This is a genomic window from Bradyrhizobium sp. 18BD (genome assembly GCF_054185225.1).
On record NZ_JAVAYL010000034.1, the window covers coordinates 1 to 16,121 of the forward strand.

The 16,121-nt window shown below is 65.0% G+C and carries 18 protein-coding genes and 1 tRNA gene; 10 read left to right on the forward strand and 9 right to left on the reverse strand.

The genetic code is table 11. The features are described from left to right. Positions 1–323: 323 nt before the first annotated feature. Entirely contained in the window at positions 324–977 is a 654-nt protein-coding gene (gene chpT, locus RAD16_RS38650) for a histidine phosphotransferase ChpT (protein ID WP_458163112.1), read from the reverse strand. 202 nt (positions 978–1,179) lie between these two features. On the opposite strand from chpT, the gene RAD16_RS38655 reads away from it, so the two are divergent. Then, positions 1,180–2,010 (forward strand): 3'(2'),5'-bisphosphate nucleotidase CysQ family protein, encoded by an 831-nt coding sequence (locus RAD16_RS38655; protein WP_458163113.1) that lies wholly within the window; start codon positions 1,180–1,182, stop codon positions 2,008–2,010. Here the strand turns inward: RAD16_RS38655 and RAD16_RS38660 are convergent. Continuing rightward, a complete protein-coding gene (locus RAD16_RS38660; RefSeq protein ID WP_458163157.1) occupies positions 2,004–2,489 on the reverse strand; it encodes a YHS domain-containing (seleno)protein in 486 nt (161 codons plus the stop codon). The two genes, RAD16_RS38655 and RAD16_RS38660, sit on opposite strands and share 7 nt — an antisense overlap. 139 nt (positions 2,490–2,628) lie before the next feature. On the opposite strand from RAD16_RS38660, the gene RAD16_RS38665 reads away from it, so the two are divergent. The 3 genes from RAD16_RS38665 (at position 2,629) to RAD16_RS38675 (ending at position 4,958) form a co-directional block, all read left to right on the forward strand. Further along, entirely contained in the window at positions 2,629–3,234 is a 606-nt protein-coding gene (locus RAD16_RS38665; protein ID WP_458163114.1) for a DUF1134 domain-containing protein, read from the forward strand. 197 nt (positions 3,235–3,431) lie between these two features. After that, positions 3,432–4,724: a hypothetical protein gene (locus RAD16_RS38670; RefSeq protein WP_458163115.1), complete on the forward strand. Its 1,293-nt coding sequence runs from the start codon at positions 3,432–3,434 to the stop codon at positions 4,722–4,724. A 159-nt stretch (positions 4,725–4,883) separates the two neighbouring features. Next, positions 4,884–4,958, forward strand: a tRNA-Val gene (locus tag RAD16_RS38675). A 378-nt stretch (positions 4,959–5,336) separates the two neighbouring features. On the opposite strand, the gene RAD16_RS38680 is transcribed toward RAD16_RS38675, so the two are convergent. From RAD16_RS38680 to RAD16_RS38690, 3 genes are all read right to left on the reverse strand, one after another. Further along, positions 5,337–5,594: a hypothetical protein gene (locus tag RAD16_RS38680; protein ID WP_458163116.1), complete on the reverse strand. Its 258-nt coding sequence runs from the start codon at positions 5,592–5,594 to the stop codon at positions 5,337–5,339. Positions 5,595–5,974: 380 nt separating this feature from the next. Next, positions 5,975–6,652 (reverse strand): hypothetical protein, encoded by a 678-nt coding sequence (locus RAD16_RS38685; RefSeq protein ID WP_458163117.1) that lies wholly within the window; start codon positions 6,650–6,652, stop codon positions 5,975–5,977. Positions 6,653–6,838: 186 nt separating this feature from the next. Continuing rightward, a complete protein-coding gene (locus tag RAD16_RS38690; RefSeq protein WP_458163118.1) occupies positions 6,839–7,738 on the reverse strand; it encodes a LysR family transcriptional regulator in 900 nt (299 codons plus the stop codon). A gap of 200 nt (positions 7,739–7,938) precedes the next feature. Here RAD16_RS38690 and RAD16_RS38695 point away from each other — a divergent pair, with 200 nt between their 5' ends. The 4 genes from RAD16_RS38695 to RAD16_RS38710 all read left to right on the forward strand — a co-directional run bounded on the left by RAD16_RS38695 (position 7,939) and on the right by RAD16_RS38710 (position 11,257). Further along, complete coding sequence (locus RAD16_RS38695; protein WP_458163119.1) at positions 7,939–9,144, forward strand: arabinose transporter; 1,206 nt, start codon at positions 7,939–7,941, stop codon at positions 9,142–9,144. Further along, complete coding sequence (locus RAD16_RS38700) at positions 9,141–9,926, forward strand: carboxymuconolactone decarboxylase family protein (protein WP_458163120.1); 786 nt, start codon at positions 9,141–9,143, stop codon at positions 9,924–9,926. The genes RAD16_RS38695 and RAD16_RS38700 overlap by 4 nt, the downstream gene beginning before the upstream one ends. A 113-nt stretch (positions 9,927–10,039) precedes the next feature. Continuing rightward, on the forward strand, positions 10,040–10,435 hold the full coding sequence (locus tag RAD16_RS38705) for a (R)-mandelonitrile lyase (protein WP_458163158.1): 396 nt from the start codon (positions 10,040–10,042) through the stop codon (positions 10,433–10,435). A gap of 48 nt (positions 10,436–10,483) precedes the next feature. Continuing rightward, positions 10,484–11,257, forward strand: a complete 774-nt coding sequence (locus tag RAD16_RS38710) for an SDR family NAD(P)-dependent oxidoreductase (RefSeq protein WP_458163121.1) — start codon at positions 10,484–10,486, stop codon at positions 11,255–11,257. A gap of 273 nt (positions 11,258–11,530) precedes the next feature. Here RAD16_RS38710 and greA read toward each other — a convergent pair whose 3' ends face one another. From greA to RAD16_RS38725, 3 genes are all read right to left on the reverse strand, one after another. Continuing rightward, complete coding sequence (gene greA / locus RAD16_RS38715) at positions 11,531–12,013, reverse strand: transcription elongation factor GreA (RefSeq protein ID WP_458163122.1); 483 nt, start codon at positions 12,011–12,013, stop codon at positions 11,531–11,533. Between the two features lie 101 nt (positions 12,014–12,114). Beyond that, positions 12,115–12,597, reverse strand: coding sequence for a hypothetical protein (locus tag RAD16_RS38720; protein ID WP_458163123.1), 483 nt, complete (start codon positions 12,595–12,597; stop codon positions 12,115–12,117). A gap of 147 nt (positions 12,598–12,744) precedes the next feature. After that, positions 12,745–13,113: a hypothetical protein gene (locus RAD16_RS38725; protein WP_458163124.1), complete on the reverse strand. Its 369-nt coding sequence runs from the start codon at positions 13,111–13,113 to the stop codon at positions 12,745–12,747. A 312-nt stretch (positions 13,114–13,425) separates the two neighbouring features. On the opposite strand from RAD16_RS38725, the gene RAD16_RS38730 reads away from it, so the two are divergent. After that, a complete protein-coding gene (locus RAD16_RS38730) occupies positions 13,426–13,659 on the forward strand; it encodes a DUF3551 domain-containing protein (RefSeq protein WP_458163125.1) in 234 nt (77 codons plus the stop codon). Between the two features lie 333 nt (positions 13,660–13,992). Continuing rightward, positions 13,993–15,531, forward strand: a complete 1,539-nt coding sequence (locus tag RAD16_RS38735) for a peroxidase family protein (protein ID WP_458163126.1) — start codon at positions 13,993–13,995, stop codon at positions 15,529–15,531. A 64-nt stretch (positions 15,532–15,595) separates the two neighbouring features. Here RAD16_RS38735 and RAD16_RS38740 read toward each other — a convergent pair whose 3' ends face one another. After that, positions 15,596–16,114, reverse strand: coding sequence for a hypothetical protein (locus RAD16_RS38740; protein ID WP_458163127.1), 519 nt, complete (start codon positions 16,112–16,114; stop codon positions 15,596–15,598). Positions 16,115–16,121 lie beyond the last annotated feature (7 nt).

Here is a 16,121-nt window from a genome sequence, read left to right on the forward strand (position 1 = left end):
CAGGCGGAAGATGTTATCCAGGATCTTGGCGTTGTTCGGCTCCTGCTCGAACTTCACCAGTTGGTTGTCGACGGTGTCCAGGCTCTCGCTGGTCTCCGTCAAAAACTCCCGCAACAGATCATCCATGAAAACAGGCCTTCATACAGGGAGGGCGCGCACGAGTTGCGACGCGCCATTTCGGAATGAGGCCAGCTTCACCGCAAAGCGTTTAATAATGGTTGAGTATGTGCAAAAGAACGGAACCAACAAAGAGATAAGGCGCTCCGGACAAGCCGAAGCGCCTCGTAAAGAATCGATTAACGTTTTGAGGACGGCGCGCGCGTTTACGAAGCGGTAACGATGATGGCTTCGCCTTCGGGCTTGAGCGTCACCGTCAGCCCGCAGGCCTGCGCCAGCAGCCGCGTATAATAAGGCTGGATCGCGTGCGCATCCGCAGCAGGCCCGCGCTCACCGCTCAGGAGCTCGGCGATGTTCTGCGGCAGGCGCGCATTGTGGCCTGTCGCGGTGATGCGGAAGCTCATCGTCTCGCCCTCGCCGATCGGATCGATCGTCAGCATGCCGCCGCGCGGAATCGTGTGCTGGGCGACGACCAGCATGTTGAGCAGCAGCTTGACGCGATTCTTCGGCAGCAGCAGGCGCGGCAGATTCCACGTGATCGAGCACTTGCCGTCCTCGATATGGCCCTTCGCCATGGTCTGGGCATCGCCGAGGTCGATCTGGGCGCCGGAGGAGCCGGCCGCGCCGAAGGCGAGACGGCAGAACTGGAGACGGGCGGAGGCCGTCTTGGCGCTCTTGCGAATCAGGTCGAGCGCGAATTCGCGGTCTTCCGGCTTGGGATCGTCGTCGAGCACTTCGAGCCCGTTGACGATGGCGCCGACGGGGCTGATGAGATCGTGGCAGACCCGCGAGCACAGCAGCGCGGCGAGTTCGAGCATATCGGGAGCAGTAGCGGTCGCGGGCGACGAGGCGTCAGACATAGAAAGGGGTCCTGGAGGGTTCCTGGAATTGCACGGCACTGGACGCCGCGAATCACGCATGCTTGACGGATGCTGCGGGTTCTAACATTCGCCAGCCTGTGGCAGCTAGCTTGCGATAGGTTTCGAAGCGGCCATAAAGCCCCCGGTCGAATCGACCGGGGCGAATCAACTGAGAGGGGCGAGAATTGCCGATGAATGAGGCATGCAGGTGAGGATCATCGAGGCCGAGGCCGCATCCCGATTGATGGAGCCGCTCACCGCATTGGTGGTCAAGGCAGGCCAAGCGATCCTTGCGGTCAACCGCGGGGCGATGCGGGTCGACGGCAAGCAGGACGGCTCGCCGGTGACCGAGGCCGATCTTGCCGCCGACCGCATCATCGCCGACGGCCTGGCGCAGCTTGCCGCCGACGTGCCGACGCTCTCGGAAGAGCGGACCCAGCTCGCCGCAGCGCCGTTTCACGGCAGTTTCTTCCTGATCGATCCGCTCGACGGCACCAAGGAGTTCGTCGCTGGCCGTGACGAGTTCACCGTCAATCTCGCCCTCATCACCCAAGGCGTGCCGCTGCTCGGCATCGTCAGCGCGCCCGCGCTCGGGCTGCTCTGGCGCGGCATCGTCGGCCGCGGCGCCGAGCGCGTGAGGTTCGATGGCACCACCATCGGTGCGGCGGAGCCGATCCGCACCCGGACGCTGCCGAAGCCGGGCGAGCCCTGGGTCGCGGCGGTCAGCCGCTCGCACGGCGATGCCAAGAGCGAGGCGTTCATCGACAGCCGGCCCAATGCGGTCAGAAAGACCTGCGGCTCGGCGGTCAAGTTCGGCCGGATCGCCGAAGGCAGCGCCGACATCTATCCCCGCTTCGGGCCCACCTGCGAATGGGATGTCGGGGCGGGCTGTGCGGTCGTGACCGCGGCCGGCGGCAAGGTGACCGACGACAAGGGCAATGACATCGTCTTCGGCCACCGCCAGGACACCGGCTTCATCATCCCGGCGTTCGTCGCCTGGGGCGACCCGCAGCAGGCGGTCGGCTGCTACTGACTGAGCTGCTGCTGCAGCGCCGGCCAGCGCTTACCGACCTCGTAGAGGAAGCGTTCCGGATTGGCGGCGAAGGCATCGCGGTTGTCTTCCCGGCTGAACAGATAAAGTCGCTGCGCCGAGATCACGTAGAAGCGGGGGTTGCCGGCAACGGTGACGCCCCGGGCGATGTCGGCGGGGTCATAGCCGCCGTATTGCGGTCCATAGATTTCGGGATGGGCCAGGAAAGAGGCCCGGTTGCCCTCGTTGCGGAAGCGCCAGACCGCGCCCCACAGGTTGGCCTCGAACTCGGCCGTGCCTTGCACAGCCGCGCCATCGACGAAATAGGCCACGGGGTCGAACCCCTCGATGGCGACGCCCGAGAAGCGGTTGACGACGATCCGCTCGGTGGTGGCCGCGCCTGCCGGCAACCAGGAGCAGGCCAGCCAGATGCCCGCCAGCAGGCCGACGAGCCGGCCGATCAAGGCAATTCCGGGGCGCAAAGGGCTATCTTCCTGCCGTTGTGCCGTCATAGTTGCTGCGGATAACATCCGAGTCGAGGGGACATCCGGCGCAACCTAGAGCCGTGCCTGTTGGCGTCAGGTTAAGGAAGCGACCGGGATCGATACCAGGGGTTCTTTTATGACTTTCGCATCACGCCTTGCTGCGGTCGCGCTCGCCGCGATGGTCGGCTGGATCGTGCCGGCCTCGGCCCAGCAGGCGCCGCCGCCCAATCTGCCGCCGCCGCAGCGGAGCCCGACGCCCAACACCTACGGGCCGGACGAGCTCGTGACCGCCGGTCACCGCTTCTTCGGCAACGTCTCGCGCGGGCTTGCCTCGATCATCGAGAAGGCGGTCAGCCAATGGGGCCTGCCGAACGGCTATATCCTGGGCGAGGAAGGCTCCGGCGCCTTCGTCGCCGGCCTGCGCTACGGCGAGGGCACGCTCTACACCAAGAACGCCGGCGACCTGCGCGTCTACTGGCAGGGTCCCTCGCTCGGCTTCGACTGGGGCGGCGACGGCGCGCGCACCATGACGCTGGTCTATAACCTGCCCGCCACCAACGCGATCTACCAGCGCTTCGCCGGGATCGACGGCTCGGCCTATATCATCGGCGGCTTCGGCATGACGGCGCTCACCGCCAACAACATCGTGCTGGTGCCGATCCGCTCGGGCCTCGGCCTGCGGCTGGGCGCCAATATCGGCTATCTCAAGTTCACGCCGCGCGCGACCTGGAACCCGTTCTAAAGCGCGGCTGCGCTTTAGATTCCTGTTTGAGCATGATCTTTCCGGAAAACCGCTGCGCACTTTTCCGGATCAGGCTCTAAGCTCCCTCCCCGGACAAGTTCAGGATTCACGTTAACGACAGGGCGGGGCTGGCTTTTTGCCGGCCCGCCATGCATTGTCGTTGGTAAATTTTTCCTTAGCTCTCGGAGTTCCGGCCCATGGTCGAACCGATCATGTACCTGGCGATCGGCTTCCTGCTTTCGATGCTGTGCGGGCTTGCCATCGTGCCGCTGGTGCATAATCGCGCGGTCCGCCTGACCACGCGCCGGCTCGAGGCCGCGACCCCGCTGTCGATGGCCGAGATCCAGGCCGACAAGGACCAGCTCCGCGCCGAATTCGCGATGTCCGCGCGCCGGCTCGAGATGAGCGTCGAGCAGCTCAAGAACAAGACCACGAGCCAGCTCGCCGAGCTCGGCAAGAAGAGCGACGCCATCAACCGCATGAAGATCGAGCTCGGCGAGAAGAACGCCACGATCTTCGCGCTGGAGGCACGCGAGAAGGCGGTGAAGGAGCAGCTCCGCGCCACCGAAGAGGAATTCAGCGCCAGGACCGCAGCCTTGCGCGAGGCCGAGATTGCGCTGAGCGACAAGCAGGGCGAGCTCGCCAAGATCAACTCCGAACTGTCCAACCGCTCGATGATGGCCGAGAGCCGCCAGGTCGAGCTGGTCGCGGTGCGTGCGCAGATCGAGGAATTGAAGAACCGCGTCGGCGATGCCGAGAAGGAGTTCGCCGCCACCCACGCGCGGCTGACGCATGAGCGCAGCGAATCCGAGACCGCCTCGCGCGAGCTCGGCGATGCCCGCGGCCGCGTCGAGAATCTGAGCCAGCGCGTCACCGACCTCGACCGCCAGCTCATCGTGCAGGTCAAAGAGGCCGAGATGCTCTCGGGCCGCGTCGCCGACCTCGAGGGACGGCTCTCGACGCAAGGCAAGCTGCTGGCCGAGCGCGACTACGAGAACAACCAGCTTCGCCAGGCCAACGAGGGAAATGAGCGCACCATCAAGGAGCTGCGCGTCGAGATCGCCGCGCTGAGCGGCGGCAAGTCCTCGGCGGCGTTCGAAGCTATCCGCGCCGAAAAGGCCGCGCTGGAGGAACAGCTCGGCACCGCCCGCGACGAGCGCGCCAAACTTCAGCGCGACATCAACGCGATCCAGCAGCAGGCGGAAAGCTCCTGGGCGACCGAGCGGATGGAGAATGCGCTGCTGCGCGAGCGCATCAACGACATCGCCGCCGAGGTGGCAAAGCTCGCGATGCAGCTCGAAGGCCCGAACTCGCCGATCGAGGCCTTGCTTGCGGCCGAAGCCGGCCAGCCGCCGAAGCCGGCGCCGCGCCCGGCCAACGACGCCGCGACCAATGGCACCCCGAACCTGCCCGAGGGCGGTGGAACACTCGCTGAGCGCATCCGCGCGCTCCAGGCCCACGCCTCCCGCGCCCGCCAGCAGGGCGCGTAAGCGGCCCGAAACGCGGCCTCGCGGCCGGATTGCCTGATTGGCCCAAGGTTTTCGCTCCCGTAAGCCACCGCGAAACTTGACACCTCGGGCCCGCACTTCTAAATCGCGGGCTCCAATGCACCGGCCGGCCGAAAGTCCGGCCGCCTGCATGATGGTCCCGGGCGCATAGCTCAGCGGGAGAGCGTTCCCTTCACACGGGAGAGGTCCAAGGTTCGATCCCTTGTGCGCCCACCATCCATCCTGAACCCCACCGGTTACGGACGATCATCGATGGCCTTTGGCTGCCTTTCGGGCCGGCTCGATCAAAAAAGTCGAAAACAACCCCATGCACAGTAGCCGACGTCAGTCGGATCAATGGGTTACGAATTTTCCGAATATGACTTGCTCCGTCGGGCAAAACAGGGGCATGATGGCATCGTCGGGGATGTCCCACTTGCTGTCATCGCGAGCCAACGGGTCCGCGCAACGCGCGGCCCGATGACAGGCTCCGCGAAGCAATCCAGAGTCCCTCCGCGCACAGATTCTGGATTGCTTCGTCGCTGCGCTCCTCGCAATGACGGAGCGACGGTCGTCGTGGTCGTGGCGATCTCCCAACGGCTTCTGGTGATGTCTTTACGCCCGGCCGCTCCTCGTGTGCACGATGATCGACAGCTTCTCTTCGGTCGCCTTGGCCAGCACAGTGCCAGTGGTGCGGCCAAGCTCCTTGGCGATTTGCGTGATCGGCACGGTCCCCGCGAGCGATCTCAGGCGCTCCAGTTCGCTTTCAGTCCACCCCTGCTTCCAGCGTGCCATTTTCTCCAATCCTGCGCGAAGCGCCCCACCGCCTCTACATACTGTGGTTGAAAACCCTTCGGTTTTCACCTGTTCCATTGAATTCATCCGCGGCACGCGGCGTTCCGTTTGCGGCATAGCTGGCACAAACTGCACTTGCCGGTGAATGACAATGTTCTCAGGATCGCAAGCGCTCTCTGTCGCCGGATGTCCTACCTCCAATAGCTCTGTTTGACGGTGGGGAGTGCAACGGCCCCGGCACCCTGATCGGCCCCCAGCCCCAGTGTCGGGGCCGCCGCTTGCTCTGGCGATGATGGCATTGCGATCCATCTGGCTTGCGTTGCGACCTGTAGCTTGCCCACGGCACGGGGGGCGGCCTCGAAAGCGCACAGCGAAGCAATTCAGAACCCCTCCGCGGAAAGATTCTGGATTGCTTCGTCGCTGCGCTCCTCGCAATGACGGAGCGAGAGGCGACCGCTTCAACCAGCCCGCTGCGGCCGCAAGGCCGCGTAGAGGCCGACGAGGGTGCCGATGGCGACGAGGCCTGCCGCCAGCAGCACCTGCAATTCGCCGTCGTCGGTGGCGCCGACGGATGACACGAGCCTGGTCACGATGACGAACAAAATGCCCACGGCGGCCGCGGCGCCGGCGCAGAGATAGGCGAGCTCGCGCGTCAGGTTGCGGCCGAGAAGTCCGAGAGCCGTAAAGTACATCGCGGACGCGTTGGGATGAACGAACAAGGCGACGCGCGCATAAGGGCCGTAGGCGTCGAACAGCGACTCGCACCGGCTCAGGGCCGCCTTCGAGGCGACCCGCTGCAGGAACGGTCTGAAGAAACGCGCCTGTCCGTAACTTAAGACTGCGCCGGCGATGATGGCGAGCCACGCCCCGATGAAAACGGGAGCATCCGCGGGCTTCGGATTGAGCGCGACGGACATCAGGACGAGGGCGGTGCCGGGAAAATAGCCGAAATACGGGAACACCGACTCCAGGAGCACGCAGAGGAACATGAAGGCCGGAAACCACCATGACCCGGTTGCACTCTGGACGACGGCGTTCAGGTCGAAGAGGTCAGCCTTGTACATGAGGAGGTACATGCACATGGCCAGTCCCGCCAGCGCGTAGAACGGCAGCGCTCCCGACAGAAATCGTCTCATCCAACCATCGATCCTTGTTTCGCGGACACGGAGACCATCGATATCAGGACAAGACAACGGAAACGCATGGCTGATGCTTTAGGCGAATGAGACCGCTCCTGTCGATAGCGCTCTTTGCCACGCAATCCTCAAAACACCGAGAGGATGGAGGCATGACACAAACAAGACATGGAGCAGCCCCGCGTCCTACTTGCCGCGGTAACGCAGCGCCTCGACCAGCAGCGAGAACGCCGGAGACGGTTGGCGCCGGCTCGCATAGTAGAGATGATATCCGGAGAATGGCGGGCACCAGTCCGAGAGCACACGGACAAGGCGGCCTTGTGACAGATAGGGCTGCACATGTCCCTCGGTGAGATAGGCAAGGCCCAGCCCCTTCAGCGCGCCCTCCAGCAGAAGCCCCGCGCTGTTGAACACGAGCTGGCCCTCCACCCGCACATTGAGCTCCCGCCCGTTCTTCTCGAATTCCCAGGCATAGAGACTGCCGCCATGCGTCGGCAGGCGCAGATTGAGGCAATTATGCTGGGTCAATTCCTGCGGCGTTTTCGGCCGCTTGCGTTCGGCGAAGTAGGACGGAGAGCCAACGACCGCCATCCGGAGATCGGGGCTGACGCGCACCGCGATCATGTCCTTGGCGACGAGCTCGCCGGGACGTATGCCGGCATCGACCTGCTGTGCGACGATATTGGTGAGCCCGTAGTCGATGATGATTTCGACGTTGATGTCGGGGTATTTGGGCAGGACCTTTCCGAGCGCCGGCAGCAGAATTTCGCTGGCGGCATATTCCGTCGCGGTCAGCCGAACGGTGCCTGCAGGTTTCTCGCGAAACTCGCCGAGGGCTGCGAGATCGTTGTCCATCTCGGTGAATTTGGGGCCGATGCTCTGGAACAACCGCTCGCCGGCCTGGGTGGGCGTGACGCTGCGCGTCGTTCGATTGAGCAGCCGGACACCGAGCCGCTCCTCCAGATTGCGGATGATCTGGCTCAGCGCAGACTGCGTCATGCCGAGCTTGGCGGCGGCGCGCGTAAAGTTGCGCTCCCGCGCGACGGCCAGGAAGGCCAGAAGGTCGCTCGCGTCGTCCCGGTGCATTGATTAGTGATCCTAATAAGCGCATTCGAAATCTATCATCTAATCACGGGTCAGCGAAGGTCCTAGGTTCGGGGCAGCCACTCAAGCGCGATGAGATCGAGATGAATCGTCATCGCGCTTGGGGTTGTTGTTTGAGCATGATCTTTTCGGAAAACCGCTACGCACTTTTCCGGATCATGCTTTGGGAGCCCTGACTCAGCATGCCGGTTACAGCCATGCAGCCCCTCGCCTCGCCTCGCGTCACGGCGACGTTGCTGCCGATCATGGCGGTGGTGTTCCTCGCCTTCCTCGTCATCGGCGTGGCGATGCCCGTGCTTCCGCTCCACGTCCACGACGGATTGAGATTCGGCACCTTCGTGGTCGGCCTGGTCGCCGGCAGCCAGTTCGCGGCATCCCTGGTGTCGCGGCCGTGGGCCGGTCACTTCTCGGATCGACGCGGAGCGAAGCGCGGTGTCATCGCCGGTCTCGTCACAGCCGCAGCGTCCGGGCTGCTGTACCTGCTCTCGCTCGACTTCACTGATGCCCCGCTGGCCTCGGTGACCATTCTGTTGCTGGGCCGTGGTCTGCTCGGCGCCGCCGAGAGCTTCATCATCACGGCCGCGGTCGGCTGGGGTCTGGCGCTCGTCGAGAGCGGCAACACCGGCAAGGTGATCGCCTGGGTCGGCTCGGCCATGTTCGCGGCCTTCGCCATCGGCGCGCCGGCGGGCGCCGCGCTCTACGCCGCCTACGGCTTTGCGGCGATCGCGCTCGCGACGATTGCGGCGCCGCTGCTGGCGCTGCTGTTCGTTGCGCAGCTTCCCGCGGTGGCGCCGGTGCAGCAGGTGCGCCTGTCGTTCGCCAAGGTGCTCGGCGCCGTCTGGGTGCCGGGCTTCGGATCGGCCCTCGGCAGCGTCGGCTTCGGCGCGGTGACGACATTCGTCACCTTGCTGTTCGCCAACCGGGGATGGGCCGATGGATGGCTGGCTTATACGGCCTATGCCGTCGCCTTCATCCTGGCGCGCGTGTTCTTCAGTCACCTCGCCGACACGATCGGCGGCGCCAGAGTTGCGCTTGTCTGTGCGTTGATCGAAGCCGCCGGACAGGCGCTGATCTGGCTCGCGACACGACCCGAGATGGCGCTGCTCGGCGCCGCACTCACTGGCTTCGGCTTCTCACTGATCTATCCCAGCTTCGGTGTGGAAGCAGTACGCCGCGTTCCCGCGCAGAGCCGCGGCCTCGCCATGGGCGCCTACACCGCCTTTCTCGACCTCGCCCAGGGGATCGCCAGCCCCGCGCTCGGATTGATCGCGACGGGCGCGAGGCTGAACCTGCTGTTTCTCGCGAGCGCCCTCACCGTGCTCTGCGCCGCACTGGTCGCCTGGTGGCTGCTCGCGCACCCGTTCACCCCCGAAGGACATCCGCAATGAGAGCACTCGCCTCCACCTTATTGTCGTTCTGGCTGGTCGCCGGCGGCCCGGCCGCTGCGGGCCCGACATCCGTCAAAGGAGCAAACCCCATGTCGACATCGGAAGACATCCGCGCCGTTGCGCCGGCGCTCGAAGCCTACGCGCAGAAATTCGTCATCGGCGATCTCTGGAAGCGATCTGGACTTTCGCCGCGAGACCGCAGCATCGTCACGGTCGCAGCGCTGATCGCGCGCAATCAGACCGTGGAGCTGCCGGACTATCTCGCCCGCTCACTCGACAACGGCGTGAAGCCGTCGGAGATCTCGGAGATCATCACGCACCTTGCCTTCTACACCGGCTGGGCCAACGCGATGAATGCGATCCCGGCTGCGCGCGACGTCTTCAGGAGCCGCAACATCGGGGCGGATCAGCTTCCGCCGGACTCAGCGCCGCAACTGCCGCTCGACGAAGCCGCGGAGAAGCAGCGGGCGACACGTGTCGGCGAGCAGTTCGGACAGATCACACCGAGCCTCGTCCAGTACACGACCGACGTGCTGTTCCGCGATCTCTGGCTGAGGCCGGCGCTGGCGCCGCGCGACCGCAGCCTCGTCACCGTGAGCGCGCTCATCGCGACCGGTCAGGTCGCGCAGATCACCTATCATTTGAACCGCGCGATGGATAACGGGTTGACGCGGGAGGAAGCCGGCGAGGTGCTCGGCCATCTCGCCTTCTACGCCGGCTGGCCCAACGCATTTTCTGCGGCGCCGGTCGTCAAGGACGTCATCGACAAGCGGCCGCGCTGAGACGTGCCGTGATCAGGCGCAGGGACGTCCTCACTGGCGGCAGCGCGGCCGCTGTCATCGGAATCCGCCGCGCGCAGGCACGCGCGCCGGAACCACAGGAGAGTCACATGGACATCGACATCAAGCGAAACGGATCGCGTCCGTCCCAAAAGGGATCGCAGGACTGGTTCACCGGGACGGTACGCGTCGATCCGCTGTTCCAGGCCCCTGAGCCTGCCCGGGTGGGGGCGGGCCAGGTCACCTTCGAGCCGGGCGCCCGCACCGCCTGGCACACCCATCCGCTCGGGCAGACGCTGATCGTCACCGCGGGATTGGGATGGGTTCAGCGGGACGGCGGACCGATCGAGGAGATCCGGCCCGGCGACGTCGTGTGGTTCCCGCCGGGGCTGAAGCACTGGCATGGCGCCTCGCCGACGACTGCGATGACCCATATCGCCATCCAGGAAGCCTCCGGCGGCAGGAACGTCGACTGGATGGAGAAAGTGAGCGACGAACAGTATCGGAAGTGATGCGCGCTCGCTGTAGAATGCGTTCCGAAACATCGGGAGAAGCAGCGCATGGCGATCATCTTCATCACCGGCAGCACCGACGGTCTCGGCCGCGCGGCGGCGCAATCGCTCGTCGATCGAGGTCATCGCGTGGTGCTGCACGCGCGATCCGCGGGCCGCGCCAAGGAGATCGGCGAATTCGCCTCGCGTGCCGGCGGAATCGTGGTCGGCGATCTCGGCAGTGCCGCGGATGTGAGGCGCATCGCGGACCAGGTCAACGCGATCGGACGGATGGATGCGATCATCCACAATGCCGGCGTCTATACGCGGCCGGGCCGCGGCGCGACGCCGGAAGGCCATGCCGAGACGCTGGCGATCAACACGCTTGCGCCGTACCTGCTGACGGCGCTGATCGAGCGGCCCGACCGGTTGGTGTATCTCAGCAGTGGATTGCACAGGGGTGGAGAGGGTTCGCTCGACGACCTCGATTGGACCAAGCGTCCCTGGGATTCGGGCAAGGCCTACGCGGAGAGCAAGCTGCACGCCGTCGCACTCGCTTTCGCGCTGGCAAGGCGCTGGCCCAAGGTCCTCTGCAACGCCGTCGATCCCGGCTGGGCACGCACGAAGATGGGTGGCTCCGGCGCGCCGGTCGATATCGACACGGGACAGCGGACCCAGACCTGGCTGGCCGCAAGCACGGATCCCGCCGCCTTGGTCAGCGGGCGCTACTGGCATCAGCTCCAGCAGCAGCAGCCGGCCAGCGAGGCGGCCGATCCGGAGTTTCAGGACAAGCTGATCGAGAAATTGCGTAGGCTGACCGGAGTGGAGCTGCCGCAGGTCTAGAGCGGAATGGCTTTAGGTGAAATCGAGTCTGGCTCACAGCAGCGCTCTCTCCGTTCCCTCCCCCCTTGTGGGGGAGGGACAGGGAGGGGGGTGCCGCACGGGGATTCTTTCCGTTCGGACGCTCGCTTTCGCTGCATCATCAACAACCAGCACCTTTTCCTGGGCTACCCCTCTCCCTAGCCCTCCCCCACAAGGGGGGAGGGAACGTACCTCCGCCGGCGCGCCGTCGAGGCTCATCCCATCGGGTCTTATGCAGGCAATGCGCACCACTCGCTACGCGATCGAGAGGATCTCGATCTCCTGCGCGCCTGAACCGACGACGTCGCCGACCGCTTTCCCCATCAACGACCGCGCGACCGGCGCGACGAACGAGATCGAGCCGGCTTTCGGATCGGCTTCGTCCTCGCCGACGATGCGATAGGTCTGCACGCGGCCGTCGGCGCGGCTGAAGGTGACCGTGCTGCCGAATGCGACCGTATCGTTTGACTCAGGCTTCGCAACGAGCTGCGCCGTGCGCAGCCGCTCGGTCAGATAGCGGGCGTCGCGCAAGGGCACGGCCGATTGCCGGCGCTTTTCGTTGGCGTCCTCGATGGCTTGCGCGACCTCATAGGCCTCGCGCGCCTCCTGGAGCTGCGATTGCAACGCCTGCAGGCCGGCTTCGGTCACGAGGTTCGGGTGCGGCGAGATCGGGCGATCCGGCAACAACGTCTCGGAGGCGGTCTCGGCGCTCTCTTCTTTGGTAAAGGCGACGCTCAACTCGAAAATCCCATCGAACTGTTGGGGGGCACCAGGCGTGCCTTCAGGCCGCGATCTCCTGACTGGGAACCGCGCCGGGCCGCCGCTGGTGATTTCTAGGACTATATCTCAAGTTCGACGAAACGACGGAGCTTGAACACGAGATCCGGCAGGGCCTGGCGGAACCGGGTCGCGTTCTGGAAGCTGGTCGAGAACGGCGCGAAGGTGATCATCGCGTTCCATTGCCGGTAGCCGTAGACCGTGACCGAGGCGCCGTTGGCCGGAAAATCCTCCAGCTTGCGCAGCTCGCCGAGCACGAGATCGGCAATGGCTTCCGCCGGCAGCAGCCGCTTGCCGTCCGGCGTCGTGGCGATTTTTGCAGGCTGTTGGACCGGCGGAGCTGCCGGCGCCGTGCTGGGCGCATCCACGCTCTTGAGCGGCGGCGCGTCCGGAGCGGGCGGCTCGATCGGTTCAAACCCCTTCGGCGGAGCGGTGGGCGGAACCTCCGCAAGCGGCGGCGGCGTGACGCTGTCCGCGCGCTTGTTGCCTCCCAGGATGCTACTGATCATGGCCACAAGGCCAGCATCCTTCGCGTCGTCACTCATTACTCCCCCCGGGCTTCGGCCTACTCTAGCACCGCTCACACAGACCGCCACAAGGGGTGTATCGCCCGATTCCGCGAGGCGAAAGTCCACTTTCGCCGGCACGGCGGCGCGACGCCTCGTCGTCGCGCCGGGCCGCCGCGCGATCTCTCACTGCTTCTCGAACGGAATATATCGCTGGTACTGCTTGGGCACCGAGCTGCGGTAGCGCGCCGGCACGGTACCGGTGTCGACGGAATGGTCGATCTCCTGCTGCCGCGTCATCTTCTTCTTCGCCGGCTTCTTCGATGCGCCCTTCTTGGAGTCGGATTGCTGGCCGGACGTGTCGGTGGTTGCGGCCGGCGCAGCCGTCGTTGTTGCCGGCGCGGCCGTAGTCGTTGCCGGCGCGGCCGTGGTCGTCGCCGGCGCAGCATTCGTCGTCGCGGGCGCCGCGGCTGGCGCGCCCTGAGCCAGCGCGAGCGGTGTCTGCATGAGAAGCGCCAGCGCTGCTGTCGCAGCCAGCAAATATGACCTTTGCATCAGAACCTCCAAAATGACCTGATCCGAATGAGATGAGCCTCGACGAGACGAAGACCTGATGAGACGAAGACTCGGCGTCCGGGATCGGCGCGTACAAGTCTGCGCAGGCTAGGCTCGAACCCGGTCGCCAACTGTGGCCGAGATCACATAGTTCGTCGCGGCCTGGCTCATCATAGGCGCATGTCGAACGCCGTGCCCAGCGCGGACACCAGGACGAGCACGACAAAGTGTCGGGCAAATCCCGGAACACGCACACTGAGCTGGTGTTCCACATCTTGCCTTCCTTGCATCCGTTCTCGACAGGAGACTGAAATGCGTCGCACGATCCTCACTCTCGCATCACTTGCGGCCCTGATGGCCGCAATCGCCCCGGCGGCCCAAGCCCACGCCGCAAACGACAGATATTGCCTGCAGGGGCGCATCTGGGGCTATCCCGGCAACTGCCAGTTCTCGAGCTATCAGCAATGTCAGGCGAGCGCCTCCGGCACGTCGGCCTATTGCGGCGTCAATCCGCGCTACGCGTACTCGCAGCAGCGCGACTACTGACGACGTTGTGGCGGCGTGCGCGTGAGTGCGCCGCCACACTTTTCGCGTGAAGACGATACGCTTCGCCGACAGCACGGCGAACCGAGACGACGCGAAGCGGCCTCTCCCCATCGATGACGAGAATGTTATCCGTCATCGCTTCGGGAAAAATTTGCAAAGCGCGGCCGCAGCTTGCGCAGGCGCCCTCCTCCGGAACAACGGCAATCGCGCACAGTGTGTGAAGCTGCGGCTTGTGGCGCCGGATTCCCTGATCTAGCTTCGCCTGCATATTCTGTTGCGAACAACTTTAGCTTTATTCGATTTCCAGCGCGATATTTCATGGAGGTGATTTCAATGAGCAACCGGCACGCTGTAATTCCGCGCGGATTGAATGTCCCGCGTTCCGCACTTTCCCAGGGCCGCTTCGGCCGCATGTTCCGCAAGCTTGCGCCGGCAAAATTCGGCGTGAACGCTTCCGACAATGTCGCTAACCTTTCGGCGCTCGCCGACAAGATGGTCGCCGGGTTCGATCCGCCGAAGGACGGACCGGACGCGGAGGAGAGCGGCATTCCCGCGCTCTACACCTATCTCGGCCAGTTCATCGATCATGACATCACCTTCGATCCCGTGAGCTCGCTGACCAAGCAGCAGGATCCCGACGGGCTCGTCGATTTCCGCACGCCGTCGTTTGACCTCGACAATCTCTACGGCCGCGGCCCGAACGACCAGCCCTACATGTATGACGGCATCAAGCTCCGCCTCGGCGAGACGCTGAGCGGCGCGGGCGTGCCCGACAGCAGCGACCTGCCGCGCTTCAAGGGGCGCGCGCTGATCGGCGATCCCCGCAACGATGAGAACAGCATCGTCTCGCAGTTCCAGGGGTTGATGCTGCGCTTCCACAACCGCATGGTCGACGACAATGACAGCCTGTCGTTCGACGAGGTGCAGCAGCGCGTCCGCTTCCACTATCAATACGTGGTGCTGAACGACTTCCTGCCGCGCATCGTCAACGCCGACGTGCTGAACTCGCTGAAGAACGCCGCGGGCAGCTATGACCGCAGCAAGCTCGCCTATTACCACTGGAAGACCTATCCGTTCATGCCGGTCGAATTCTCGGTCGCGGCCTACCGGCTCGGGCACTCCATGATCCGCCCCGGCTACCGGCTGAACGATGACGACAAGATGCTGCTGCAGATCTTCCCCGATCCCAGCAATCCCGACAAGAACGCGCTGACCGGCTTCCGCGCCATGGGCCCGGGGCGCGCGATCGACTGGGGCCGCTTCATCGATCTCGACACGCGCGCCTATGGCGTCGAGGACGATCCCAACAATCCCGACAACAAGCGGCGGCTGCAGTTCGCCTATCGCATCGATGCTTCGCTGGTGGATCCGCTGCGCAGGCTGCCGCCGGAGGTCGCGTCCAATCCGGCTTCGCTGGCGCTGCGCAATCTCGAGCGCGGCTGGCGGCTCGGCCTGCCCTCAGGCCAGGCCGTCGCCAGGGCGATGAACCTGACGCCTCTGGCCGACGCGGATATCGTCATCGGCAAGGCCGTCGACGAGCCCGGCAAGGGCGATCCGCAGACCAAGATCGCGACCATCGCGAACGGCGTGTTTGCCGACAATTGCCCGCTCTGGACCTACATCCTGGCCGAGGCCGCGCAGTTGAGGGCCGACGTCCCGATCCCCGTCACCGGCGGCCCCGGCACCGTCAAGACGCCGCAGCTCGGCCCCGTCGGCGGACGCATCGTTGCCGAGGTCTTCCTCGGCATGATGTTCGGCGACAATTCCTCCGTGCTGTCGCTCGACCCGCAATGGACGCCGGTGACCGGCTCCGGCTTCGCACTGAAGGACCTCGTCGCCTACGCGCTCGGCCAGGGCGATCCCCTGCACTGAGCTTGCGATCATCGACGATGCGAAGGCCGCCCACGCTCCCGGGCGGCCTTTTGCCGTGGCGTGCTCAGTGCGGCGTGCCTAATCCGCTCTCCGCAAGGCGCGCGGCGAACCAGAGCGACAGCGGCTGATCGACGACGCCGCTGACATAGACCTCCGACATCGTCACATGCTGCTTGTCCAGCACCAGCAGCACGCCGATCCAGAAGGGAAACCAGACATGCACGTCGGTGAGCGCCCTCAGCTTGTGCTGGTCGTGCTCGAGCGGCGTGTGATTGCTCGCCTTGCGGATTTCAACGGCGAGCAGGTTGTTCGGAATCTCGCGCTGATGCACGACGACATCGGGATAGATCGACTTGCCGAGATGATCGTCGGTCGAGATGATGGTGCCGTGTGGCAGATGCAGCGTGCGCTCGCCGAGCCGGTCGTAATTGCAATCGACGGCCCAGCCCGGGAACTGCGGCTCAAGATAGACGGCGAAGCGGTGCGTGACCGCGCGCTCGCCGATGTCCTTCTCGAACAGGAATCCTTCGTGGGCGTAGAAGTCCCGGAGCGCCGCGATCACCTTGTTCAGCTCGGTCTGCATCGTGCCT